Origin of the sequence: Amycolatopsis sp. cg9 (genome assembly GCF_041346945.1) — a bacterium.
Classification (GTDB): Bacteria; Actinomycetota; Actinomycetes; order Mycobacteriales; family Pseudonocardiaceae; genus Amycolatopsis.
This window is the reverse complement of the sequence record NZ_CP166850.1, coordinates 7,515,750-7,540,500: the sequence shown is the minus strand read 5'-3', so window position 1 is coordinate 7,540,500 and position 24,751 is coordinate 7,515,750. Positions and strand designations below refer to the sequence as shown.

At 71.7% G+C, this 24,751-nt stretch carries 21 protein-coding genes; 13 read left to right on the top strand and 8 right to left on the bottom strand.

All coding sequences use genetic code 11. The features are described from left to right. Nucleotides 1-9: 9 nt before the first annotated feature. The 5 genes from AB5J73_RS35045 to AB5J73_RS35025 all read right to left on the bottom strand — a co-directional run bounded on the left by AB5J73_RS35045 (nt 10) and on the right by AB5J73_RS35025 (nt 6,525). Nucleotides 10-564 (bottom strand): dihydrofolate reductase family protein, encoded by a 555-nt coding sequence (locus AB5J73_RS35045; protein WP_370963093.1) that lies wholly within the window; start codon nt 562-564, stop codon nt 10-12. 65 nt (nt 565-629) lie between these two features. Continuing rightward, the gene (locus tag AB5J73_RS35040) at nt 630-3,692 is read right to left on the bottom strand and encodes an ATP-binding protein (protein ID WP_370963092.1); all 3,063 of its coding nucleotides are present in this window, start codon (nt 3,690-3,692) and stop codon (nt 630-632) included. Continuing rightward, nucleotides 3,692-4,345, bottom strand: coding sequence for a hypothetical protein (locus tag AB5J73_RS35035; RefSeq protein WP_370963091.1), 654 nt, complete (start codon nt 4,343-4,345; stop codon nt 3,692-3,694). The genes AB5J73_RS35040 and AB5J73_RS35035 overlap by 1 nt, the downstream gene beginning before the upstream one ends. Beyond that, on the bottom strand, nt 4,342-5,958 hold the full coding sequence (locus AB5J73_RS35030) for a CATRA system-associated protein (protein ID WP_370963090.1): 1,617 nt from the start codon (nt 5,956-5,958) through the stop codon (nt 4,342-4,344). The genes AB5J73_RS35035 and AB5J73_RS35030 overlap by 4 nt, the downstream gene beginning before the upstream one ends. A 3-nt stretch (nt 5,959-5,961) precedes the next feature. Continuing rightward, nucleotides 5,962-6,525, bottom strand: coding sequence for a TIR domain-containing protein (locus AB5J73_RS35025; RefSeq protein WP_370963089.1), 564 nt, complete (start codon nt 6,523-6,525; stop codon nt 5,962-5,964). Between the two features lie 181 nt (nt 6,526-6,706). On the opposite strand from AB5J73_RS35025, the gene AB5J73_RS35020 reads away from it, so the two are divergent. After that, nucleotides 6,707-7,681 (top strand): SEFIR domain-containing protein, encoded by a 975-nt coding sequence (locus tag AB5J73_RS35020; RefSeq protein ID WP_370963088.1) that lies wholly within the window; start codon nt 6,707-6,709, stop codon nt 7,679-7,681. Nucleotides 7,682-7,916: 235 nt separating this feature from the next. Then, the gene (locus AB5J73_RS35015; RefSeq protein ID WP_370963087.1) at nt 7,917-11,708 is read left to right on the top strand and encodes a tetratricopeptide repeat protein; all 3,792 of its coding nucleotides are present in this window, start codon (nt 7,917-7,919) and stop codon (nt 11,706-11,708) included. A gap of 1 nt (nt 11,709) precedes the next feature. Here AB5J73_RS35015 and AB5J73_RS35010 read toward each other — a convergent pair whose 3' ends face one another. Further along, nucleotides 11,710-12,297 carry a TetR/AcrR family transcriptional regulator gene (locus tag AB5J73_RS35010; RefSeq protein ID WP_370963086.1) on the bottom strand — a complete coding sequence of 196 codons (588 nt, stop codon included), beginning with the start codon at nt 12,295-12,297 and terminating at the stop codon, nt 11,710-11,712. 87 nt (nt 12,298-12,384) lie between these two features. On the opposite strand from AB5J73_RS35010, the gene AB5J73_RS35005 reads away from it, so the two are divergent. The 6 genes from AB5J73_RS35005 (at nt 12,385) to AB5J73_RS34980 (ending at nt 18,609) form a co-directional block, all read left to right on the top strand. Beyond that, complete coding sequence (locus AB5J73_RS35005) at nt 12,385-13,671, top strand: cytochrome P450 (RefSeq protein WP_370963085.1); 1,287 nt, start codon at nt 12,385-12,387, stop codon at nt 13,669-13,671. Beyond that, on the top strand, nt 13,668-14,558 hold the full coding sequence (locus AB5J73_RS35000; protein ID WP_370963084.1) for an alpha/beta fold hydrolase: 891 nt from the start codon (nt 13,668-13,670) through the stop codon (nt 14,556-14,558). Before AB5J73_RS35005 ends, AB5J73_RS35000 begins: the two co-directional genes overlap by 4 nt. Continuing rightward, entirely contained in the window at nt 14,542-15,387 is an 846-nt protein-coding gene (locus AB5J73_RS34995; protein WP_370963083.1) for an SDR family NAD(P)-dependent oxidoreductase, read from the top strand. The genes AB5J73_RS35000 and AB5J73_RS34995 overlap by 17 nt, the downstream gene beginning before the upstream one ends. Further along, a complete protein-coding gene (locus AB5J73_RS34990; RefSeq protein WP_370963082.1) occupies nt 15,384-16,859 on the top strand; it encodes a flavin-containing monooxygenase in 1,476 nt (491 codons plus the stop codon). Before AB5J73_RS34995 ends, AB5J73_RS34990 begins: the two co-directional genes overlap by 4 nt. A 33-nt stretch (nt 16,860-16,892) precedes the next feature. Further along, nucleotides 16,893-17,759: an NAD(+)/NADH kinase gene (locus AB5J73_RS34985; RefSeq protein ID WP_370963081.1), complete on the top strand. Its 867-nt coding sequence runs from the start codon at nt 16,893-16,895 to the stop codon at nt 17,757-17,759. 172 nt (nt 17,760-17,931) lie between these two features. Then, nucleotides 17,932-18,609 (top strand): DUF998 domain-containing protein, encoded by a 678-nt coding sequence (locus tag AB5J73_RS34980; RefSeq protein ID WP_370963080.1) that lies wholly within the window; start codon nt 17,932-17,934, stop codon nt 18,607-18,609. Between the two features lie 4 nt (nt 18,610-18,613). On the opposite strand, the gene AB5J73_RS34975 is transcribed toward AB5J73_RS34980, so the two are convergent. Beyond that, nucleotides 18,614-18,964: a DNA polymerase ligase N-terminal domain-containing protein gene (locus tag AB5J73_RS34975; RefSeq protein ID WP_370963079.1), complete on the bottom strand. Its 351-nt coding sequence runs from the start codon at nt 18,962-18,964 to the stop codon at nt 18,614-18,616. Between the two features lie 103 nt (nt 18,965-19,067). Between AB5J73_RS34975 and AB5J73_RS34970 the strand changes: the two genes are divergently transcribed. From AB5J73_RS34970 to AB5J73_RS34950, 5 genes are all read left to right on the top strand, one after another. After that, nucleotides 19,068-19,502, top strand: coding sequence for a Fur family transcriptional regulator (locus tag AB5J73_RS34970; protein ID WP_370963078.1), 435 nt, complete (start codon nt 19,068-19,070; stop codon nt 19,500-19,502). After that, entirely contained in the window at nt 19,499-21,022 is a 1,524-nt protein-coding gene (locus AB5J73_RS34965) for a catalase (protein ID WP_370963077.1), read from the top strand. The genes AB5J73_RS34970 and AB5J73_RS34965 overlap by 4 nt, the downstream gene beginning before the upstream one ends. A gap of 76 nt (nt 21,023-21,098) precedes the next feature. After that, on the top strand, nt 21,099-22,067 hold the full coding sequence (locus tag AB5J73_RS34960; protein WP_370963076.1) for a YdcF family protein: 969 nt from the start codon (nt 21,099-21,101) through the stop codon (nt 22,065-22,067). A gap of 86 nt (nt 22,068-22,153) precedes the next feature. Continuing rightward, the gene (locus tag AB5J73_RS34955; protein WP_370963075.1) at nt 22,154-22,987 is read left to right on the top strand and encodes a hypothetical protein; all 834 of its coding nucleotides are present in this window, start codon (nt 22,154-22,156) and stop codon (nt 22,985-22,987) included. Then, nucleotides 22,984-23,316, top strand: a complete 333-nt coding sequence (locus tag AB5J73_RS34950; RefSeq protein WP_225440375.1) for a transcriptional regulator — start codon at nt 22,984-22,986, stop codon at nt 23,314-23,316. The genes AB5J73_RS34955 and AB5J73_RS34950 overlap by 4 nt, the downstream gene beginning before the upstream one ends. Here AB5J73_RS34950 and AB5J73_RS34945 read toward each other — a convergent pair. Then, a complete protein-coding gene (locus AB5J73_RS34945; RefSeq protein ID WP_370963074.1) occupies nt 23,313-24,533 on the bottom strand; it encodes a glycosyltransferase in 1,221 nt (406 codons plus the stop codon). The two genes, AB5J73_RS34950 and AB5J73_RS34945, sit on opposite strands and share 4 nt — an antisense overlap. Nucleotides 24,534-24,751 lie beyond the last annotated feature (218 nt).

The window sequence follows — 24,751 nt, the reverse complement described above, 5'->3', positions numbered from 1 at the left end:
ATCGCGAGACTACCGGCAAACCGAATACCGCAGGTGGGTGACGCCGCGGTCCTCGAGGCGGCGGACCAGCCGCAGTTCGACCGGGTCCGACTCGCCGAACAGCCGTCGGCCGCCGCCGAGCAGGACCGGGACCAGGTGGATCTCCAGCTCGTCCAGTTGCCCGGCGGCCAGCAACGCCCGTGCCGCGCCCGCGCCGTGCACCATGACCGCGCGCTCGCCGGCCGCCGCGCGCGCTTCCTCGGCGCAGGCCGCCACGTCGGTGAAGTACCGCGTGCTGCCGGGCGCCGGGTCGGCCGGGTCCACGCGGTGGGTCAGCACGTGGATCGGCACGCCGTCGTGGTGGTCACCGCCCCAGCGGCCGGCCAGCTCGAACGTCCGCCGGCCCGAGATGATCGCGCCGGTCGCCAGCGCCTCGCGGTAGACCTGGCCGCTGGGCCCGTCGCCGTGGCGGTCGTCGAGCCAGTCGAACAGCCGGCCGCCGCCGCGGCCCAGCTCCTGGCCCGGCCGGTCGTCGGGGGCGGCGATGTAGCCGTCGAGGGACATGCTCATGTAGAGACGGATCACGGGGTGCTCCTCGGGTCGCGTTCGCTTCACCCCCGCGTCGAACGGCCCCCGCCCGGATCGACAGCTCAGTCCTCCCGCGCCCGGGCGATCACCTCCTCCAGCCGCAGCGGGCTCGCCGGGTGGTGGCTCAAGCACAGCGGCGTCGCCACCTGGCGGAAGCCGAACGCCTCCCCCGCGACGTAGAACTGGGCCCGCTCCAGCCGCGAGATGTCCGCGACCGGGCTCCCCTTCGCGCGGGCCAGCTCGTTGGCGGCGGCGATCTGGGCCGGGCTGTTGAGGCGGCCGAAGAACTGCGTCATCGCGTTGCCGACCACCTGGTTGTGCAGCCCCTTCGGCGCCTGCGTGGCGAACAGCAGTCCCAGCCCGTACTTGCGCGCCTGGGAAGCGAGCACGATCGTGCTGCGCGTACTGGCCGTGAGCGAACCCGAAGACGCCATCGTCTGCGCTTCGTCCATCACGAACAGCGCCCCCAGCGGCCGGTCGCCCGCCGGATTGCGCTTGATCCAGGCGAACAGTTCCATCTGCAGCTGGTTGACGAAGTTCTGCCGCTGCTCCTCCGCCTGCAGCCCGACGAAGCTGATCACGGAGACCCGAGCCCGCTTGCCGCCGGCCGGGGTGAGCAGCACGCCCGGGTCCACGGGTTCGCCACCGCCCGCGAAGAGCGGGTCGTTGACCATCGCCGCCTTGAGCACTTCGGCCAGGCCGGCCGCGATGCGCTTGGCGTCGTTGAGGTTGCTGACGTCCTCGGGCAGGTCGGTCAGCAGCTCGATCAGCGCCGGCAGGCTCCGCGACCCGGTCCGCGCGTGCTGGACCACCGCCTGCCGCAGCACCGCCAGCCCGATGTTCGTCTTCGCCGTGGTCCCGGTCAGCCGGGCTTGGGGCGCCAGCGTCGCCACGGCCACCTCGACGGCCGCCGCGAACTCGTCGGAGTCGTCGAGAACGCCGGCGAAGTCGGGCAGCGGCTGGAACGCCAGCGGCCGCCCGGTCGCGCGGCCCGGCGTCCAGACGACGACGTCCGTCTCGGCCAGGTACCGCTTGGCCAGCTGGGCGTCCTCGGGCCCCCAGCCCTCCGGTGGCGCGGGCCAGGCGTCGCCGAGGCGGGCGAGGTCGTTGTTCGGGTCCAGGACGATCGCGGAAACCCCCAGGAGAGCGCACTCCTCCACGATCCGCCGGAGCAGCACGGTCTTCCCCGAACCGGACCCCGCGAAGACGGCGGCGTGCTTGCGCAGCGCGGAAAGCCCGACCCGCACCGGCTCCCCCGACCCGACAACGGTCCCGAGCGTGATCTCCCCCTCCCCCGGCGGCGGATGCGTCCCTTCGGCGGGCTGCCCCGACGGCTTCTCCGGCAGCACGGCGGACAACAACTCGGACCGGCTCGCGGGCCGGCGATCGATCAACCACTCGTGCAGCTCACGGCCACCGTTGGTGAGCATCTTGTCCAGGGCCCAGAAGATCCGGACGTCGGCCACGCTCGGCGGGATGGTCTTGCCGCCCGCGGTCGTGAACTTCTCGACCTCTTCCCGCGTCTTGGCCCCGCGCCCCCAGGCGTCGCGAAGGATGACGAGGTGGCGGTTGTCCGCGCCTTGCCGCTGTCCCGCGGCCGACCGCGCCTTCCGGAACCGGCTCAGTGCCGCGCGCGGATCGCGGGCCGCGATCGCCCGGAACGCCCAGTGCTCCTGGAGGTCCGCGGCCTCGTCGAGGGTCCGGGTGAGCCAGGCGTGCACCTCACTCCGCCCGTTCTGGCGCTCGCACGACCACTCGAGGTCGTCGTCCCCGACTTCGGTGACCCAGCAGCGAAGGGCAGCGGAGAGCAGATCGGGCATGGTCTTGTCGACGGTCTTCTCGGCGAGCAGCTTCCCGGGATCGGCTTCGGCTTGCAGCTTCTCGAACTCGCTGTCGAGCTCGGCGAACCGATCACTCTCGACCGCGGTGCGCACGGGCGCGACCGGGACCGGAGCCTTTTCGTCGAAGGACATGAGTTCCCGGACCTCGCCGCTGCGCAGGCACGCGTCGATGTGGGCACCGATCCGCTTCAGCAGCTCGCGCGGTGTCCACTGTTCCCAAGGCTCGTCGAACGCCTCGGGCGCCACCGGCCAGGTGGGGTACGGCGGGGTGAAGTCCATGGCCTGGTAGGCGACGCCCAGCCGTTTCTCCACCAGTGCCCGGCCGACTTCGGCGTGGGTGATCCGGCCGAGCATCACCGACTCCCGGAAGCGGTCCGGGACGGTTCCCGCCGCCTTCGTCTTGATCTGCTCCCACGTGGACGGCAAGCAAGCCAGGACGGTCAAGGTCTTGTGCGTGACTTCGCGCAGCCCCATCAGCCCGTCCGCGATCCGAGCCACCAGCAGGTCGTCTCCGACCCCCTCGCTCATCATGCCCTTCGTCGACCGGGCGACGAGCGTGTCGAGCTGGTCCACGGCGATCACGACCGGCCCGGTGAGGGCGAGCAGCCGCGTGATCTCCTGAACGAGGACGCGGGACGGTTTCGGTCGCGAGTAGATGTTCCACTGGCGAGCTTCCGAGGTCAGCTCCGCGTCGCCGTCGAGGAAGTCCTCGCCGATGTACTTCGCGCCGCGATCCCGGCTCGCGATGAGCACGAGGGCCCGCGCGGTGTCCCCGCACTCGTCGGCGACCATCTCATCGAGCGAAGCGACCCCGTCGACGAACGCCTCGACATCCGCCACCGTCAGCCCGCGCCCGCGGCGGATCCTCGCCTCGACCTCGGCGTCGACGTGTGCCCGCAGGCACACGCGCAGCAGGAACCGCTTCAGCTGCGATTCGCCCGAATCATCCGGGCGGGCGAGCCCACGGCGCAGCGCCTCGGCGGTGTTCTCCCAGAACGCCTCGGCCGCGGTGACGTCATCGAGGAAGAAGTACCCCCGCGCGCGGTGCACCTGACGCCGGACGAGACCCAGCAGGTGGGTCTTGCCGACCCCCTTCAAGCCGCGCAGCACGAGCCCGATCGGGCTGGGCCCGTCGCTGGTCACCGCGTCCCGGATGCCCGTGTCGAGTGCGGCGAGCGCATCGGCGTGCAAGCCCTCGACGTGGTACGGCGAATCCCGCCAGACGTGGTCGGGCGTGTCCGCCCAGTCGAAGCTCAGCGTCGCCAGCGCCTTCAGCTCGTCCATCATGACGCCTCGAACGCGACGAAGTGGTTGTCCTCGCCGCCGATGCGGATCGCCGCCTCGTGGTCGGCCGCGGTGAGCGCCTTGCGGTTGTCCTCCGGGACCAGGTGCACGGTGCCGGCGCGGCTCAGCTCCTTGAGCACGGCGTCGACTTCCGCGGCGGGCGCGTCGAGCTTCGGCCGCAGGTCGACCAGCCCGACCCAGCCACGAGGCTCCTTCACCAGCTCGCGGTAGGCGACGCGGATCCGGTCTTCGAGGCTGCCGCCCGACGCGGTCGTCTCAGGCAGGCCGGCTTCGCCCTCGGCGAAGATGTCCGCCAGCCGGAGCTTCTCCCGCCGCAGGTACTCCCCCAGCCGGCCGAGGATGACGTAAAGCGCCGCCGCCAGCGGGCTCTGGCCCCGCTGCGGCGGCGGGCCGCCCGCCGCCAGCTCCTCCTCGCACCACGCCCAGCCGCTCTCGCTCAGCTCGTGCACGAAACTCCGCTTCGGCCCGGTCCGGTCGCTGTCGACGTAGCCGAGCTTGTTCAGCCCCGTCCGCTCGGTGCCCGTGAGGGTGAACCCCACGACCTCCTCCAGCTCCTGGTTGGACACCTCCCGGCCCAGCACCATCAGCGTGAACATCGCCGCGGTTTGCTTCTGTCCCAAGCGGTCGGTCATTCGAGATCCTTCCGGTGCTGCGTCGTGGTTTTCGCGCGGGCGTCGAGCAGGAGCAGAAGCCATTCGATCGCGTGGCGGGTCGATTGGGGTGCCCCGTCGCGGGCGTCGCCGTTCGCGGGGCGGGTGCGGGTGGCCACCGCCAGGTCGGCCGCGAGGTCGTTGGCCCGGGCGTCGTCGCCCGCGCCGATCGCCGTGCGGAGGCCGTCGATCAGTTCGTCGACCAGGTCCCAGCGGGCGGGGCGCAGCTGGGCGTCGCGGGCCTGGTGCAGGACTTCGGCGACGTCGACCGCTTCGATCAGCGGTGTGAAGCCGTGCAGCTGGGCGACCAGGTCGCGGGCCACCTCCGCCGGGCCGCGGGCGCCGAGGCGGATGTACCGCAGGTTGCCGACGTAGCCCGGCAGGCCGGCCGCCTCCGTGCCGGAGGTCAGGACCGGGATGACGCGGCGGTCCTGGCCGAGCGTCCGGTGCAGGAACAGCTCCACCTCCGCCGCCTGCCAGCGGCTCACCTTGCCGTCGACGACCAGGCACAGGTGGCGGGCGTCGTCCTCGGCCCGCGACAGCAGGGAACGGTCGCCCGACAGGGACTTCACGACCCGGACGTTCAGCTTCTCCAGTTCCGCCACCAGCTCGGCGGCCGGTCCCACCGACGATCTCGGGATGCTGACCCGCAGTTCGTGCTTGAACTCCTGGCGGCTCGCACGCACGGCCGCCACGTAGGCGTCACGGTTTTCCGCCAGCAGGTCGGTGCGGTCGAGGCGGCAGGCGATCACCGCCGCGACCGTCTCCAGCGCGAACCCGATCTGGTCCGCGCTCGGCGTCTTCTCCGACAGCACCGGCAGCTGCTCGCCGAAACTCCAGTAGGACACGTACGGCAGCGTGAGGTGCCGGGACATCGTCTCCGGCGCGACGCCCTGGTCGAGCCACGTCCGGTACAGCTCGGCCGTCTCCCCGACGACGATCCTCCGCCACTCCTCCGACCGGCCGTACTCCTCCCGGTTGTCGAAGCGCGAGAGGACCGGCAGGACCGTCAGCCGGGACCGGTCGAACGGCAGCAGGTTCCGCGCCTTGTCCGCGCGCCCGGCGAGGTCCATCGCGCCGCGGATGCTCTGCCGGTTCGCCGTGAACAGCACCACGAGGTGGTCCGGCAGGTGCGCGGTGCAGATGCTCCCGATGTCGGAGATCCCGGTGCGGCTGTCGATGAGCACGAAGTCGTACTCGGCGGTCCACTGCTCCCGGCATTTCTCGAGGTACTCGCCGAACCCCTCGTCGTAGAGCTCGTCCCAGTCGATCGCCTGGACCTGGCCGACGTACCCGGGCCCCTCGCTCCCGGCCGCGATGAAGTCGAGCGCGCGGGCGCCCCGGAGCCGCATGACGTGCGCGTTCGGCGCGAACCGGCCGGCCTGGAAGTCCGCGACGAGGTCCACCACGCCGCCGCGCGGCCGGCCCGGCAGCTGCGGCCGGAAGTAGTCGCCGAGGCCGGGCGCTTCGAGGTCCCAGTCCAGGCAGAGCACCCGATGACCCCAGCGGGCGAGGAGCACGGCGATGTTGGCCAGCGTGAAGCTGCGGCCGACGCCGCCCTTGTAGGAGTAGAAGGTGAACACCGAGCCCGGCATCCGTCAGAACCTCGGCATCCGCGCCGGCTTCGGCGGCTCGGGGGCCGGCGTGAGCACCGGCCAGTCCGCCCGCCAGTCCGGCGCTCGTTCGATGAGTTCTTCGAGTTCCTTGGCGATCTCGGCGATCTTGTGGTTGAACTCGAGGTACGCCGGTGTCAGCTGGAAGTGCTCGAAGGGGTGGTTCCACTGCTGCAGGTCGCGCATGCGCCGCTGGTGCGCCCACTCCGGGAAGTTCCGGGAGTCGCAGAAGATCACCGGGTAGATCAGCGGGCCCGTGGTCAGCTCCTCGCGCTTCGCCATCGAATACCACTCGGCCAGGCACCATTCGTCCCGGAAGTACTTCGGCGAACACACCGGCACCAGCACCCGCGTGTGCTGCAACGCCGTGCGCCATTCGACCGGCCAGCTCGTGCCGGTCGGGACCTGGTCGTCGCAGAATATCCGCGCGTCGCGGTAGAGGTTGTTGTCGAGAACCTCCGCGAGCCGGGGGTGGAAATGGTTTTTCACCCACGCGGAAATGTCCCGGCCGGTGCGTTGGTAGCTGATGAACACGTCGTACTCGTACACGCGTGTCTTCGCTCCTTCACCGCTCCCCACCAGGCAACGGCCATCCTAGGCCGGGTGCGAGCGGCCGGGAAAGGCGCGAAACTGGACAGAACCATGCCAATACCTGGCCACCACTGGACAATCTCGACGACCCACTCGAAAGCCTTGACAAACGCGGAATCGGCGCATCATCGTTTTCCCGGTGACCGACCGTGAAGCGCCCCGGGTGTTCGTCACCTACGCGCACGACAACCCGGAACACAAGGAACTCGTGCACGAGTTCGCGTCGTTCCTGCGCATCGGCATCGGCCTGGACGTGCACCTGGACCTCTGGTACGACAACGTGCGCCGGGACTGGTCGCTGTGGGCCACCGAAAACCTCGCCAAGGCGGATTTCATCCTCGTCATCGCGTCACCGGCCTACAAGAGCCGCGCCGACGGCACCGCGATGCCCCACGAGGGCCGGGGATCCCAGTTCGAAGCGGCGATCATCCGCGACAACCTGACCCGGGACCTGCGCCGCGAGACCGAGCGCGTGCTGCCCGTCGTGCTGCCGGGCCGCTCGGTCGAGGAGATCCCGGACTTCCTCAACGCCCACTCGACGACGAGGTACCACGTCGTCGAGTTCACGCCGGCCGGTGTGGAAGACCTCGTCGCCGCGATCACCGGGCAGGGCCAGTACCCGATGCCCCGCCGCGGGACCTGGCTCGGCGGAGCCCGCGAGCCACGCGAGGTCCCCGCGGGCGAACTGCCGTGGCTGTGCGCCAGCAGCGGTGTGCGCCGCGCTCCGGCGTCGATCGGCGGCACCCGCTACGAAGAGAGCATCGTCTTGCGGCCGACCTCCCCGACGGCCACCGGAACCGGCTTCGTCGAGCTCGAACTCGGCGGGAACTACCAGCGGTTCAGCACCGTCGCCGGGGTCCCCGACGACGCCGCCGACGCGTTCCAGGTCGGCCGCGTCCGCGTGGTGCTCGACGGGACCCCCCGCTCCCAGCACGACGTCGCGGCCGGCAAACCGGCCACCATCGACCTGGACGTGACCGGCGCGCGCCTGCTTCGGGTGGAGATGTCCCGCCCGGGCGCGTCGGCATCACCGTTCGGATCGGCGACCGTCGTCGTCAGCCGGCGGGGCGGCCGGCCACCCGAGCTCGCGCTGGGCGATCCGACCATGACCTGACCGCTCAAGAGGTGATGACCACGTTCAGGGCCGAGATCGCGGGCGCGTCGGCGAACACCTCGTACGTCTCCGCCGGCCCGGCTGTCGCAATTCGAGACCGGGGCGCGCGGGTCACTCCCCCGAACGGCCGAAGCGCCGGACATCGATCGTGGTGTCCACTACGCCGGTGAATGCGCCCGATTCCCGGAAAACGGTCACATCGCTGCGCCGAGCCTGCCGCTACGCGGAGGCGGAAATGGCGATCGAAAAGCTCCTCGACGGCGCCACGGCGCACGTCGAGCTGGGCCGGATCGCGTTCGAGCGGGATCGCTGGGAAATCGCGCTCGGGCATTTCGACCGCGCGGCTGGACTGGATCCGCCCGGCGAATCGGCCCAGGCGTGGCGGGTGGCTGTGCTCAGCAGGCAGCGGCGGTACGACGACGCTCGCGCGGCGGCGGACGCGGCCCTGGCGGAGAACCCGGCAGCCCACTTGGTCCGGATCGCGCGAGCCCGGGTGACCGCCGATGAAACCGACGACGAGCGGTACCTGCTCGACGAGTGCGAGACGGTGCTCGGCGTCGAACCCACGCACCTGGAGGCGCTGAAAAGCCGGATCCGAGCGCTTTCGTGGTTGAATCGTGCGGAAGAAGCGACGGCCGCCGCCGAACTGGCGGTGGCGCATCATCCCGGGGCCGCCGAGTTGTACGTGGCGTGGGGATCGGCGTTGGCACGATCCAGCAAGGTTTCCGCGGCGGTCGAAAAGTACGACCGAGCACTGGAAATCGAGGCTGAATACGTCGCCGCACATTGCGGGAAGATCGACATCCTGGCCGACGCCTACCGGCTGGACGAGGCGCGCGAGCACGCCGAAACCACGGTCGCGAGGCTGCCGGAGGCGAGTCGCCTCCACCTCGAACTGGGAACCGTTCTCCAAGAACAGCACGACTTCGACGGAGCGCTGGCAGCGTTCGACCGCGCAGTGGAACTCGACGAGTATCGAGCGGCCTACTACCAGTGGCGCGCGTACGCGCTGATGAATCTCGACCGGAAGAGCGAAGCCGTCGAGTGCCTTCGCACCGCGGTCGACCGGTGCCCGGATACCGTCGCGCTGCTGATCGAACAGGCCTGGCGGTATCGCGATCTACCCGACATCGGTGCGGCGATCGCCACGGCCCGGGAAGCTGTCTCGCTCGCTCCGGCTGATCCGGCCTCGCTGGCCTGTCAGGCCCGGATCTTGAGGCAGGCGGGCCGTTTCGGCCAGGCCGAAGCGGCGGCCACGGCTGCGATCGGGCTCTGCCCGCACGATGCCGAACTCCACAGCGAACTGGGCTGGGTGTACGCCGATCAGGACCGCGACGAGGACGCGCTCTCGTGGTTCCGCCGCGCGGCGGAACTGAGCCCTTGCGAAATCACTTACCACGTGGAGGTCAGCCGTGCGCTGCGCTGGCTCCACCGCAATGACGAGGCCCGGCAGCTGCTCACCGAAGCACAGGCGGATTTCCCGGAGTACCCCGAACCACTCGACAAGCAGGCCCTCCTCAGCGAAGAGGCCGGCGCCGTCGACGAGGCTCTCGACTACTTCGAGCGGGTCAACCGTGGGTGGCCACGTTACACCAGTGCCTGGGACAGCCGGATCCGGCTGCTCGCCAAGCGCGGGCGGTACGCGGAAGCCGAGCAGGTCGCACGGTCGGCGGTGGCTCTCAACCCCTTCTCCACCGACCTTCGCACCCGAGCGGCTTCACTCCACCAGGAATCGGGGGACGACGCCGCCACCATCGCCAGCCTCCGCGAGGCCTGCGCCGCCCTGCCCCACCGGCGAAGCCTGGCGCTGGACCTGAGCTGGTACCTCCGGATCGCCGGGGAATACGAGCAAGCACGCGAGATCCTCTGGAGTCTTCCCGACGAGCCGGATGTGCTCAAACGCCGCATCGGCCTGCTGCGCGACACCCGAGAACACCAGCAGGCGATCGCCGTCGCCGAGAGCGGTGCCGAACGGTTCCCCCGCGACGCCCAGTTCCGGCGCGCCATCGGGAATATCCGGTCTGACCTCGGTGGGTACGAAACAGCGCTGACGGACTTCGAAGCGGTACTGGCACTGCACCCGACGGACCGGACGTCATTGCGCGGCAAACTGGGCTGCCTGCGGATCCTTCGCCGCTACGACGAAGCGGTCCGGATCTTGCTCGAAGAAATCGAGCGCCGCCCGAACTACCTCGAGTTCCGCGTCGAATTGGCCTGGACCTACGGCTGGATGGAGCGCCGGGCGGAGGGCATCGCCGTTTACGAGAAGGCCATCGAGGTCGATCCGCGCAACGGCTGGGTCCGGGTCAACCACGCCAACGCACTGTGGCTGGCCGGGCGGTACGAAGACGCAGAAGCCGCCTTGGCCGCCGCCCTCGACCTGCTTCCTGACCACGTCGGTCTCATGCAGGAAATGGGTCGGCTCCGGGACGTGCAGAACCGGCACGAAGAGGCCCTCACCTGGTTCGACCGCAGCCTGTCGCGGCTTCCCAGGTCTACGTGGGCTCTGACGGCGAAGTCCGCCGCCCTGCGCTCGCTGGGGCGGTTCGGCGAGGCCGAGCGACTCCTCGCGCCGCGCCTCGATGGCCAGAACGTCCGGGCCGACGTCGTGATCGAGTGGGGTTGGGTGCTTCGCGACCGCGGCGAACTCGTCCGGGCCCGCCAGGCGTTCGAACGCGCTCTCACGCTGGCGGTGGGCCGGTACGGGCGGGCCGACGCGCTCCACTGCCTGGGCTGGGCCGCCTACAGCGCCGACGATCTCGAACTGGCGGAAAGCCGGTTCCGCGCCGCGATCGCCGAGCAGCCCCGGTCGAATGACGCCCTGGTCGGTCTCGCCTGGACATTGGTGCACGGCGGGGAGCCGAACGGCGAGGACGAAGCCGAGCAACTGTGCCTCGACGTCCTCGCGGACAAGCCGCGCCGGCACCTCGCCCACACTTGTCTCGGCGTCCTCTACGCCAGGCAAGGCAACCTGCCTCAAGCCGAGCACCACCTCCGCCGGTCCATCGAAATCGACCCCTACGGCGGCAGCTACGTCGACCTCGGCGCGCTCTTCGCGCAGATGGGCCGCTTCGAGGAAGCCGAGAATCTGCTGCTCAAAGCGCTGGAGCGCAACTGGTACGACAGCCAGGCGCACATCGAACTCGGCGCCCTGCACCTCCAGCGCGACCTCGACGGCACCGATGACCCGGCCGAGGCACGGCGGGCCGCCCGGCACTTCCGCCAAGCGCTCGTCATCGAACCGACCCGGGGAGCCGCCGCCATCGGGCTGTCACTGGCGCTGATCAAGTCGCCCGGTGACCTGCTGGCCGCCGAACGCGTACTGCGAGACGCGCTGCGGCGTCCGAACTGCGATCAGCCACGCTGGCAACTGCTCGTCGCCCTCGCGCGCCTGCTCATCGGAAGGGGCGACGAGACCCAGCGCCGAGATCTGCACCTCGAAGCGCTCAGCACCGCACGGCAGGCGATCGAGCTGGCGGCGAACCAACCAGACCCCCACTACGTGGCCGGCGTGGCGGCGTACAAGGCCGGCGAAAGCGGGCCCCAGGCGCAGGCCCGGCCGTTTTACCGGCGACGCGCGCTGCACCACTTCCGCCGCTGCCTGCACCACGACCCCGAGCACATCGAGGCGCGACGGGTGATGGCTCTCGCCGAGGAGAGCCTTGCGATCACCAGGAACAGCCTCGCCGGCAGCGCGACGATGATCGCGGTGGCGGGAGCCCTCCTCGTCACGCTGTGGCTGGGCTTCTTCCTCACCGGCAAGGTGACGACCGTCGTGATCAGCACGCTGACCCCGATCCTGGTGGGCCTGGTCGCGCTCGGCTTCGTCCTGCCGTTCCTGGTTCGGCTCAAACTGCCCGGCGGTGTCGAAGCAGACCTCTCGGCCAGCCTCAACCAGGTCTCGTCGGGACCGACGGGCGAGGTGAGCATCGGTCCCGGCAGGCTCGTGGGAAGCAGTTCGGACGGTTCGGCGACCTGGTCCCCACTCGGCACCGGACCGCGCGGCGAGCTCCCTCGCCTGGGGTAAGTCAGGCCGGCCCCAGCAACGCGATCGACGCCCGCACCGCCACCTCCGTGACATCCCCAGCGCGCCCACCGTCCTCCACCGTGGTCGCGATCAGCTCCCGCAGCCCGCCCAGCAGCATGATCGCCAGCTGGCGTGACGGCGGGCTGATTCCCGCCGCGCGCAACGACGGGGTGTCCGTCAACCGCTGCGTCATCGCGATGAAGCCCTCCATCGCGTCGCGCTGCAGGTCGCGCGCCGCCGCGCCCAGTGCCGGGACGTCGCGGATCCAGCTCAGGGTGATCGCCGGCTCTGACTCCGCGCACGCGATCCACGCCTCGATCGCCTGCCGCACCTGAAGGGACCACGGCGCGCTCGGGTCCACCGCGTCGGAGATCTGCTGGATCATCGCGCGGTTCGCGTCGGACAGCAACGCGATCAGGCACTCTTCGCGACTCGAAAAGTGCTCGTAGAACGTGCGGCGGGAAGTGCGGGCGCGGCGGACGACGTCGGCCACCGTCGTGTCGCGGAAGCCGCCCTCGGTGATCGACGCGGCCAGCCCGTCCAGCAGGCGCTGCCGGTGCCGGCGGGTGTCGACGTCCACGGAAGTCACGCTATACCCCTTCCTCTTGAAACCGGATGGTACACCGGCGTACCGTACCGACGGTACGTTCGCGTACCACCATTTCCGGGAGGGTCGATGACGACCATGACACGCCCCGCGACGCTGCCGCCGGGGCCGAGCGCGCCCCGCGCCGTCCAGGGCGTCTACGCGCTCACGCAACCGTTGCGGGGCATGCGGCGGCTCAAGGAGCACTACGGCGACGCCTTCACCGTCGACGTGCCGATCTTCGGCAACGCCGTGGTGCTCAGCAATCCCGCCGAGATCAAGCAGCTGTTCACGTCCGGGCCCGAGCTCGTCGACAACCTCGAAGTCAACCTCGGCCGGGTGCTCGGGCCGCGGTCGCTGTTCGCCCTCTCCGGCGACGAGCACAAGCGGCAGCGCAAGCTCCTGGTGCCGCCCTTCCACGGCCGCCGGCTCGCCGCCTACGAGCAGATCGTCGAGGAAGAAACCGTCCGCGAACTGGCGAGCTGGCCGGACGGGAAAGCGTTCGCCACGCTGCCGTCGATGATGCGGATCACCCTGAACGCCATTCTCCGCGCGGTGTTCGGCGCCGAAGGGGCCGAGTTCGCGGAACTGCGCGCACTGCTCCCCCCGTTCGTCACGCTCGGCTCGCGCCTGGCCGTCCTGCCGATCACGAAGAAGGGCCGCTTCAACCCGTGGCGCCGCTTCGAGCGGATGCGCCGCGAGTACGACGCGATCGTCGACCGGCTGATCGCCAAGGCCCGCCCGGACGGCGACGACGTTCTCGCGATGATGCTGCAGACCCGCTACGACGACGGCTCCGGGCTCACCCGCGACGAGATCGCCGACCAGCTCCTCACCCTGCTCACCGCCGGCCACGAAACCACCGCGACCACGCTGGCCTGGGCCGTCGAACGCCTCCGCCGCCACCCGGCGATCCTGCGCGAGCTCACCGAAAGCGAAGAGCTCCTGGCCGCGACGATCCTCGAGGTCCAGCGCAGCCGCCCGGTCATCGACCTCACCGCCCGGCAGGTCAAGCAGGACGGCTTCCAGCTCGGCCGCTGGACCCTGCCGAAGGGGTACAACGTGCTGGTGAGCATCGCGCTGATCCACGACGACGACGCCGTGTTCCCGCGCGCGGCCACCTTCGACCCGCACCGCTTCGCCGGCGCGCGCCCGGACCTCTACCAGTGGATCCCGTTCGGCGGCGGCACCCGCCGCTGCCTCGGCGCCGCCTTCGCGACCATGGAGCTGACCGTCGTGCTGCGGACGCTGCTCCGGGACTTCACGCTCGTACCGACGACCGAGCCCGGCGAACGCTGGCACTCGAGGGGCGTGGCCTACGCCCCCGCCAAGGGCGGCCGCGCGGTCGTGCGCCGCCGAACCGGAGGAGAGCAGTGACCGAACAGACCGCCGACGCGGGCCGGGGGATTTCCCTGGCGTACGAACGGATCGGGGACGCCGGCGCCGAGCCGCTGGTCCTCGTCGCCGGCCTCGGCCAGCAGCTGCACAGCTGGCCGGACGCCTTCTGCGCGCAGCTGGCCGACCGCGGCTTCGAGGTGATCCGGTTCGACAACCGCGACGCCGGACGCTCGACGCACCCGCGCTTCCGGCCGCCGAGCCTGCTCGGCATGCTCGCCGGGCGGTTCCCCGCGCAGCAGTACGACCTGAAGGACATGGCCGCCGACACCGTCGGCCTGTTCGACGCGCTCGACCTCGAAACCGCGCACATCGCGGGCGTGTCCATGGGCGGGATGATCTCCCAGACGGTGGCGGCGCTGCACCCGGAGCGGATCCGCACGCTGACGTCGATCATGTCGACGACCGGGTCGCGCCTGCTCGGCCGCCCCGCCTTCTCCACGTTGCGGATGATGGGCGGGAAGCCGCCGAAGTCGCGGGAAGAGGCCGTCGAAAGCGCGGTCCGGATGTTCCGGCACATCGGCTCGCACGGCTTCCCGTTCGACGAGGCCCGGGTGCGCGAGACGGCCGGGACGGGCTGGGACCGCGACCCTACGGCCGGCGGTGTGGGCCGCCAGCTCGCCGCGATCATGAAGTCCGGCAACCGGACCCCGCTGCTGCGCAAGATCACCGCGCCTACGCTGGTGATCCACGGCGACCGCGACCGGATGGTCCACCCCACCGGCGGCGGCGCGACCGCCCGCGCGATCCCCGGCGCCCGCCGCGAAACCGTCCCCGGCATGGGCCACGACCTGCCCGAAGGCGCGTGGCCCACGATCCTCGACCTCATCGACAAGCACGCGAGGAGCAGCGATGTCACGGCCCCGTAGCATCACCGGACGCCCGGTGGTGATCACCGGTGCGGCCTCCGGCATCGGTCGCGCGCTGGCGACCCGGCTGTCCCGGCTCGGCTCGCCGGTCGCGCTGGCCGACGTCGACGAGGACGGCCTGAAGGCCACCGCGGCCGCCCTCCACGGCAAGGTGCTGACCCGCGTGCTCGACGTCCGCGACGCCGGAGACCAGCTCCGCTTCGCCGCGGAAGTGCAGGGCTGGCTCCCGGCGCCCTTGGCCGCGGTGTTCAACAACGCCGGGGTCGCGGTCACCTCCAGCGTGCTCGACGCGGTGATCGAGGACGACGACTGGCTGCACGACATCAACTTCCACGGCGTCGTCCACGGGACGCGCGCGTTCCTGCCGATCCTCGTCGAGCAGGGCGAAGGCGCGATCGTGAACACCTCCAGCGTGTTCGGCCTGCTCGGGATGCCCAACCAGAGCGCGTACTGCGCGGCCAAGTTCGCCGTGCGCGGGTTCACCGAATCGCTGCGGCAGGAGCTGCACGGCTCCGCGGTCCGCGCGATCACCGTGCACCCGGGCGGCATCACGACGAACATCGCCCGCAACGCGCGCGTCCGGCGCGACCCCACCGGGCTGGGCCGCAGCCGCGAAGAGATGGCCGCGCAGTTCGAAGCGATGACCATGACGTCGCCGGACAAGGCCGCGGCGATCATCCACGCCGGCGTCGACCGCGGCAAGGCCCGCATCCTGGTCGGCCCGGACGCCTACCTGTTCGACGCGCTCGCCCGCATCACCCCCACCCACTACAACGCCGTGCTTTCGCGCGTGATGAAGCGCCCGCGGCGGACGGAGGCCGTCCGATGACCGAGCACGTCGAAGTCCTGATCGTCGGCGCGGGGCTGTCCGGCGTCGGCGCGGCCCACCACCTGCGGACGGCGTTCCCGCGCAAGACCTACGCGATCCTCGAAGCCCGCGACGCCATCGGCGGCACCTGGGACCTGTTCCGCTACCCGGGTGTCCGGTCCGATTCGGACATGCAGACCCTCGGCTACCGGTTCCGGCCGTGGACCGACGCGAAGGCCATCGCGGACGGCCCGTCGATCCTGCAGTACGTCCGCGACACCGCGGCCGAAGCCGGGATCGACCGGCACATCCGGTTCGGGCACAAGGTCGTCCGCGCCGCGTGGTCCACAGAGGACGCACTGTGGACGGTCGAAGCGGTGCACGACGGCGAGCCCGTGGAGTTCACCGCGAAGTTCCTGTACCTGTGCAGCGGCTACTACGACTACGCGGGCGGCCACACCCCGGAGTTCCCCGGCATCGAGAACTTCGGCGGCACCGTGGTGCACCCGCAGCAGTGGCCGGCGGACCTCGACTACACCGGCAAGAAGGTCGTCGTGATCGGCAGCGGCGCGACCGCCGTGACACTGGTCCCGGCGATGACCGACCGCGCCGGGCACGTGACGATGCTGCAGCGCTCCCCCACCTACATCCTGTCGCTGCCGTCGGAGGACGCGCTGGCCAACCGGCTGCGCGGCCTGCTCGGCCCGCGGCTGGCGTACCCGATCGCGCGCTGGAAGAACGTCGCCGTCAGCACGCTGATCTACCAGCTCAGCCGGCGCCGCCCCGGCGTGGTCAAGGCGCTGATCCGCAAGGCCGCGATGAAGCAGCTGCCGCCCGGGTACGCCGTCGACACCCACTTCAAGCCGCGTTACCAGCCCTGGGACCAGCGGCTCTGCCTGGTCCCGGACGGCGACCTGTTCCGCTCGATCAAGCACGGTGACGCCTCGATCGTCACCGACCGGATCGCCTCCTTCACCGGCACCGGGATCCGGCTCGAGTCGGGCGGCGAGCTCGAAGCGGACGTCGTCGTGACCGCCACCGGGCTGCGGCTGCTCGCCTTCGGCGGCATCGACCTGGTCGTCGACGGCGAGCCGGTCAAGCTGCCGGAAACCATGGCGTACAAGGGGATGATGCTCAGCGGCGTGCCGAACTTCATCTTCACGATCGGGTACACGAACGCGTCCTGGACGCTCAAGGCCGACCTCGTCGGCGAGTACTTCGTCCGGCTGCTGCGCCACCTCGACCGCGGCGGGTACGACCAGGCCGTGCCGGTCAACGACGACCCGGCGGTCACCGAGCGGCCGCTGCTGGACTTCGACGCCGGGTACGTGCTGCGGTCGATCGACGAGTTCCCGAAGGCGGGCTCGCGGGCGCCGTGGCAGCTGGGCATGAGCTACGCGCACGACGTCGTCAAGCTCCGGCACGGCAAGATCGACGACGGCGCGCTGCGGTTCTCGCGGCGGCGGGCGGGAGCGGGCAGACTGGGCGCATGACGCTCGGAACCGCCCCCGCCCGGGGCCGCTGACATGCACTCCGCGGGACTGGTGCTGCACCCCCGCCGCGACTCGGCGGCCGCCGTCGAGGCCGTGCTGGGCTGGGCGGGCCACCGGGGCATCGAGATCCTCGGCATCGAGGACGAGATCGTCCGGCTGGACTGCGCCGCGATCGGGGTGACGCCCGAAGAGCTCGGGCGGCGCGCCGACCTCGTGGTCAGCCTCGGCGGTGACGGCACGATGCTGCGGGCCATGCGGCTGGCCGACGGGCAGCGCGCGCCGGTGCTCGGGGTGAACCTGGGCAAGCTCGGCTTCCTCGCCGAGGTCGACGTCCCGGACCTGCCGGGCGCGCTTTCGGCGATCGACGACCACCAGTTCACCGTCGAGCCGCGGCTGGCCGTGGACGCGGTGCTCGCCGGGCGGCGGATCACGGCGTTCAACGACATCGCGGTGGTGCGCGTGCCCGGCGACGGCAGCGCGGCCGTCGCGGTCCGCGTCGGTGGCCAGCCGTTCGTCAGCTACTCGGCGGACGCGGTGGTCGTGGCGACCCCGACCGGCTCGACGGCGTACAGCTTCTCCGCCGGCGGGCCGATCACCAGCCCGTCGGTGGAAGCGCTGCTGGTCACCCCGGCGGCGCCGCACTCGGCGTACAGCCGGGGTGTGGTGCTCTCGGTGCACGACGAGGTCACCCTGGAACTGCTGCCGACCAGCGGCCGGCTCGCGGTGGAGGTCGACGGCCAGGTGCAGGGGTACGTCTCCCCCGGCGACCGGCTCGACCTGAGCGCCCGCCCGAGTGCGGCGCGGGTGGTGCGGCTCGGGATGACGACGTTCTACCAGCGGGCCCGGCGCAAGCTCCGCCTCACCGACTCGGCGGAAATCCCGGCCGAGGGCGACCACTGAAGCCGCACTTTCACGTGAAAGTGCGGCCCCCAGGTCAGCACTTTCACGTGAAAGTGCAGGCTTGTGCTCCAGGTCACATCTCGGAAGTGTCGCGCGCTGGTCACGGAACGGTCACGGGTAGCGTGCGCGGCTGCGCTTGAACCAGCCGACCCGCCCGGGAGTGTCCCCTTACATGCTGTGCCCCGCACCCACCCGTCCGTCCCTGCGCGCCCGGCTGCTCGTCCCCGGGGCGCTGGCCGCCTTCGCCGGCGCTGTCGTGCTCCTGGCCGTGCTGCACCTCGACCGGCGGGTGGCGGCACTCGACCCGGTCAGCACGATGCTCAGCGACTACGCACTGAGCCCGGGCCGCTGGCTGTGGGACGGCGCGCTGCTGCTGACCAGCACCGGCTCGGCGCTGCTGCTGGTCGCGCTGTACCGCCGCGGCCTGCTGGCGAACCCGGCGCTCGTCGCGGCGAAGGCGCTGTGGTGTGTGAGCCTGCTGGCGGTGGCGGTGTTCGCGAAGGATCCGCAGGGTGGGGCGATCACGGCGACGGGCAAGATCCACCTCTACGCGTCCGCGGTGACGTGCCTGAGCCTGCCGGTCGTCGGCTGGGCGCTGGGCCGACGGCACCGCGACGACCCGCGCTGGCGCCGCTTCGCCGCTTGGTCCCGGCGGCTGGCGCTGGCCGCGATCCCGTTCTACCTGCCGTTCATCGTCCCGTTCGCGGTGAACGTCGTGCTCGGCGGGCACCTGCCGACGGTGGCGACCGGCCTGGTGGAACGGCTGATGATGGTGCTGGAGATCGCGCTGCTCGCCGTGCTCGGGCAGTGGGCGCACCGGGCCATGCGCCCGGCCCCGTCCGGCGCGTAGGCGCTCAGTCCGGCTGCTCCCGGGTCCGGTGCAGCAGCCAGTCCCGCGCGGTGCGGATCAGCGCGTACCGCACCGACGACGTCCGGCCGTGCAACGTGAACAGGATCCGCTTGGCCGTCCGGTCGTGCTCCTCCCACCAGCCCGTGTCGGCGATCTTCTTGGTCTCGTCCTCGTAGCCGAGGTGGTCGAGCTCGTGGTCGGGCACGGCGACCGCCAGCCGGTCCCCGCCCGCGTCCGGCGGGAGGCCGCGCGGCACCGCCCACGACCGCAGCACGCCGTCTTCCTCCAGCCGGAGGTCGAAGTGGTGCCGCGGCCGCCAGTGCTCGTGCAGCACGAAGGCCGGTCGCTCGCTCACCCCGCCACGATGCCAGAACTTCCTGTCCCTACCCGTTTTCCGCGCCGCCAAACACTCCATCCGTGGACTTGACTCGTTCCGAAGAAGCGCGCACGGTGGGGCCATGAGCGATGTGACCACCGCGCTGCGGGCCGCCGGCCTGCGGGTCACGGCGCCCCGGCGGGCAGTGCTCGCTTGGCTGGCCGGGCATCCTCACTCCACAGTGGACGAAATCGGCACCGGGGTCCGGTCGGTGCTGGGCTCGGTGTCCACCCAAGGCGTCTACGACGTCCTGGGCGCGTGCACGGAGGCCGGCTTGATCCGGCGGATCGAACTGCCGGGACACCCCGCCCGGTTCGAACGGCGAGCCGGGGACAACCACCACCACGTCGTGTGCCGCATCTGCGGGCGGACGGAGGACGTCGACTGCGTGGTCGGCGCGGCTCCGTGCCTGGCCCCGGACGACGCGCACGGCTTCCTGATCGACGAAGCGGAAGTGGTGTTCTGGGGCCAGTGCCCCGAATGCCGCGCCACACCGCGGAAAGAGACACCGCAATGACGCAGTCCCCTCCCGAACCGACCACCACCGACGCCGGGATCCCGGTCGAAAGCGACGAGCACTCGCTCACGGTCGGCCCGGACGGCCCGATCCTGCTGCAGGACAGCTACCTCATCGAGCAGATGGCGCAGTTCAACCGCGAACGCGTCCCGGAACGCCAGCCGCACGCGAAGGGCAGCGGCGCGTTCGGGCGGTTCGAGGTGACCGGCGACGTCAGCGCGTACACCAAGGCGGCGGTGTTCCAGCCGGGGACGAAGACCGACCTGCTGATCCGGTTCTCCACCGTCGCCGGGGAGCGGGGCAGCCCCGACACCTGGCGCGACCCGCGCGGCTTCGCGGTGAAGTTCTACACCAGCGAAGGCAACTACGACATGGTCGGGAACAACACCCCGGTCTTCTTCATCCGGGACCCGTTGAAGTTCCAGCACTTCATCCGGTCGCAGAAGCGCCGCGCGGACAACAACCTGCGCGACCACGACATGCAGTGGGACTTCTGGACGCTGTCGCCGGAATCGGCGCACCAGGTGACGTGGCTGATGGGCGACCGCGGCATCCCGCGGACCTGGCGGCACATGAACGGCTACAGCTCCCACACGTTCATGTGGGTCAACGCCTCGGGTGAACGCTTCTGGGTGAAGTACCACTTCAAGACCGACCAGGGCGTCGAGCACTTCACCCAGGACGAAGCCGACCAGATGGCCTCGGCCGACACCGACTACCACACTCGTGACCTGTACGAGGCGATCGAGCGCGGCGACCACCCGAGCTGGACGCTCAAGGTGCAGGTCATGCCGTTCGACGACGCCAAGACCTACCGGTTCAACCCGTTCGACCTCACGAAGGTGTGGCCGCACGGCGACTACCCGCTGATCGACGTCGGCCGGATGACGCTGGACCGGAACCCGACCGACCACCACACCGAGATCGAGCAGGCCGCGTTCGAGCCGAGCAACCTCGTGCCCGGCATCGGCGCCAGCCCGGACAAGATGCTGCTCGGCCGCCTGTTCTCCTACCCGGACGCACACCGCTACCGGATCGGCGCGAACTACCGGCAGCTGCCGGTCAACGCGCCCGTCGCGCCCGTCCACAGCTACAGCAAGGACGGCGCGATGCGGTACACGAAGGTGTCCGACCCGGTGTACGCGCCGAACTCGAAGGGCGGCCCGCACGCCGACGTCGCGCGGTACGGGCAGCCGGCGGGCTGGCACACCGACGGCGACATGGTCCGCACCGCCTACACGCTGCGCGAGGACGACGACGACTTCGGCCAGGCCGGCACGATGGTCCGCGAGGTCCTCGACGACGCCGCCCGCGAGCGGCTGGTCGACAACGTCGTCGGGCACCTGCTCAACGGCGTCGGCGAGCCGGTGCTGGCGCGGGCGTTCGACTACTGGCGCAACGTCGACAAGGACCTCGGCGACCGGATCGAGTCCGGCGTGCGGGCCAAGCAGGACGAGGCCGACCCGAAGGCCGCCGACCAAGGGAACCCGGCGCGGTCGAGCATGCAGCGCAAGGCTTAGCGGCGCTCCCCGCACCCGGCGGCGGCGCACGGGCTAGGTTGGACCTCCACGCGGGGGAACAGCCAGGGAGGCCGCAGTGAACGTCGCCGGTGCGGTGTTGCCGGTCGCGGCCGCCGTGGCGCTGCTGGTGTTCGCCGTGCGGCTGGCGCGCGAGCCGCGCCGGCTCGGCAACGCCGTCTGGCTGGGCGTGGCGCTCCTGCTGGCCACGCTGTGGCTGCTGCGGGAGACGCCGGTGCTGCTGGCGGTGGCCGGGGCCGCGGTGGCGCTCGCCGCGCTGGTGCTGCCCGTCGCGCTGCTCGTCAACGGCGTCCAGATGTGGCGCCGCGAAGGGCGCAGCACCGGGAACCTCCTGTCGCTCGCGCTCGGCGCCGGCCTGCTCGCGCTGGAGGCGTTGTTCTTCGCCCCGCTCGGGCGGTGGGGCTCGGCGCTGGTGGCCATCGCGGCGGTGCTCGCGTGCTACTTCGGGTTCCTGTTCCTGTCGCTGCTGGTGTATTCCGTGGTGTACAGCCGGATCGGCCGGCGCGGCGGCATCGACGCGATCATCGTGCTCGGCTCCGGCCTGGCCGGGGATCGGGTGCCGCCGCTGCTGGCCGGGCGGCTCGAGCGCGCGCTCCGGCTCGCCGCGCGGGAGGCCGAGCCGCCGCTGCTGGTGGTGTCGGGCGGGCGCGGTCCCGGCGAGGCGGTCACCGAAGCCGAAGCGATGCACGCGTACCTGCGGGAGCGCGGGGTCCCGGACGAGCGGATCCTGCGCGAAGACCAGGCCACCACGACCGAGGAGAACCTGCGCTTCTCGGCGGCGCTGCTGCCCGGCGGCGCCCACCGGGTGGTGGCGGTGACGAGCAGCTACCACGTCTTCCGGGCGGCGGTGGAGTGCCGCCGGCTGCACCTGCCCTACCACGCGACGGGATCGCCGACCGCGGGGTACTTCCTGCCGAGCGCGCTGCTGCGCGAGTTCGCGGCGCTGATCCTCCACTACCGCCGGACGACGATCGCGGCCTGCGTGGCCATCGCCGGGACCGGCCTGGTGCTGGCGATCGCGGCCTAGGCTTCCGCGCCACCCCCGCCGTGCGCTAAGTTCACCCGCAGATCTGGTTTGCCAAACAAACCAGTTACGGATCTGGGGAGACCACCGTGACCGACCTGCCGCCGGCCGCCCTGCTCGACGAGATGACCCGGCTGCGCGCCCGGGCCAGGGCGGACCGCCACGCCTACGTGCCGCCGCTGCTGCTGTTCGGCGTGCTCGTGCTGCTGGCGCCGCTCTGGGCCGAAGGCGGGCCGCCGCGGTTCGGCGTGGCCGGCGTCTGGTTCGGGACGCCGCTGCAGCTGTACTGGCTGGTCGTGGTCGTCGGCGGGTTCCTGGCCACCGCGGCCTGGTACCTCCACCGCGGCCGCCGCAGCGGGGTGCGGACGCCGATCCGCGGCTACCTCGCGATCGGGCTGCTCGGCGTCCTCGCGATTTCGTTCGGGCTGCCGGTGGTGGAGTCCTTCGCCTACCGGGTCGGGCGGTCGCCGTACGCGCAGCCGTCGTTCACCGTCCCGGTCGCGGCCGTCGCCGCGCTGGCCGCCGGCGGGGTGCTGTGGCTGCGGCCGCGGCTCGGCAACCGGGGCGCGCGCGGTGCGGCCACGGCGGTCGCGATGGTCGCCGGCTTCGTCGTGCTGGCGATGCTCGACCTCGCGCTCGCCCCCGCCCGGCCCTACGCGCCGCTCCTGACGATCGCGCTCGGCCTGCTCGGGCTGGCGTGGCTGGAGCGCAGCCGGGTGCTCGGCGTCGTCAGCGGGCTCTTCGCGGCCTCGGCGCTGCTGGTGAACCTCTACAACGTGCAGCACGTGTTCTTCCACCTCGGGCTTTTCCCGCGCTACGACGGGGAAGTGACGATGGCGTTCACGAACACGCTGCCCCCGGGGCTGGTGCTGCTCGCCGGCGGCGCCTTCGCGGCCTGGTACGAGCGGCGGGTGCGCGCGTGAGCGAGCACCCCGCGGCGGGCCTGGACGAAACGGTCCACCAGCGGCACCGGCTCGGCATCCTCACCATCGCCGCCGAGGCCGGGAAGGTGGATTTCGGCTACCTGCGCCGGACGTTGGACATGACGGCCGGGAACCTGTCCCGGCACGTCACGATCCTCGAGGAGGCCGGGCTGATCGACGTCGAGAAGGGGTACGAGGGCAAGCGGCCCCGCACCTGGATCACGATCAGCCCGGCGGGCCGCAAGGCGCTCGCCGCGGAGGTGGCCGCGTTGCGGGCGTTGGTGTCGGCGGTCGAGCGCGCGGTCCCGGCGCGGCCGCGGACCACCTAAGCCCGCCGCAGCACCGAAACGGCGTGGGCCACCCCGTCCTCGGCCCGCAGCCGCGCGCCGACGTACTGCGCGCCGCGCCGGAAGAGCGGGTTGCCGGTGAGCTCCCGCAGCCGGGCGGTCAGCCGGTCCGCGTCGAGTGCCTTGAGCGGCAACGGTTTCGGCCCGGCGCTGAGCCGGGACACCCGCTCGCCCCAGTAGGGCTGGTCGGAGAAGACCGGGCACACCAGCGCCGGGACCCCGGCGCGCAAAGCCGCCGCGGTGGTCCCGGCACCACCGTGGTGGACGACGCCCGCCGTGCGCGGGAACAGCCAGTCGTGCGGGACGTCGGCGACGGTCAGCAGGTCGTCGGCGTCGAAGTCGCCTTCGGTGGCGAGCAGGCCGCGCACCCCCGCGCGGCGCAAGGAAGTGCGGACGACCTCGAACGTCTTCGCCGCTTCGGCCGGGCGCATGCTGCCGAACCCGACGTACACCGGCGGCGGACCGGCGGCGAGGAAGTCGCGCAGCTTCGGGCCGGGGCGCCACCGACCGGCGTCGAGGAACCAGTAGCCGGTGACGTGGACGTGCGCGGGCCAGTCCGGCGGCCGCGGCACGACGGCGCCGGAGAACCCGCAGAGCACCGGCGCCCCCCGCCGCGGCCCGCGCACCCCCGCGGCGGGCAGGCCGAGCGTTCCGCTGCGCCAGCGGTCGATTTCGGGCCGCAGGAGCTGCCAGGCCAGCGCGTCGACCACCCGGAAGCTCAGCTGCCGGCCCCACGGCCCCAGCCGGGCGGCGCCGGGGAGCAGCGGGTGGGCGAAGGCTCGGGTCGGCACGCTGGGCTGGTAGTGCAGTTCGGCGTGCGGGACACCGTGGTGGGCGGCCAGGTGCGTGCCGAGGAAGCCGAGGGTGGGCGCGAGGATCAGGTCCGCCCCGGCGGTGCCGGTGCGGGCGTCGGCGAGCAGCCGGGCCAGCACGGGGCGGAGGACTTCGCGCAGCCCGCTCACGAACTTCAGCGGGCCGCCCGCGGTCCACGCTCGCCCCGCGGCCGAGCCGAGGATGGCCGCAGGATCGGCGGAGAGCGGCGCGAAGGTGAGGTTGTGGTCTTCGACGAGGGATCGGAACCGCGGCGCGGCAAGGATCTTGACCCGATCACCGTCGGCAACGAGCCCCCGGCCGAGCGCGACGCAGGGCTGGACGTCGCCGCGCGAGCCGGGCGCGATGATCATGACCCGGCGGGTCATCGGGTGGCCGCCGCACGAGCGACCGCGGCGGGGCGGGTCAGCGCGCGGCCGCCCCAGGCACGCACCCTCGCCGGGCGCGTCATCGCTTGGCCGCCGCACACACGACCGCCGCCGGGCGCGCCATCACTCGGCCGCGCCGCACGCGCGACCGCCGCCGGGCGAGTCATCGCGCGGCCGCCACGCCCGCGGCCCAGGCGCGGCATCGGTCGGCCACCCGC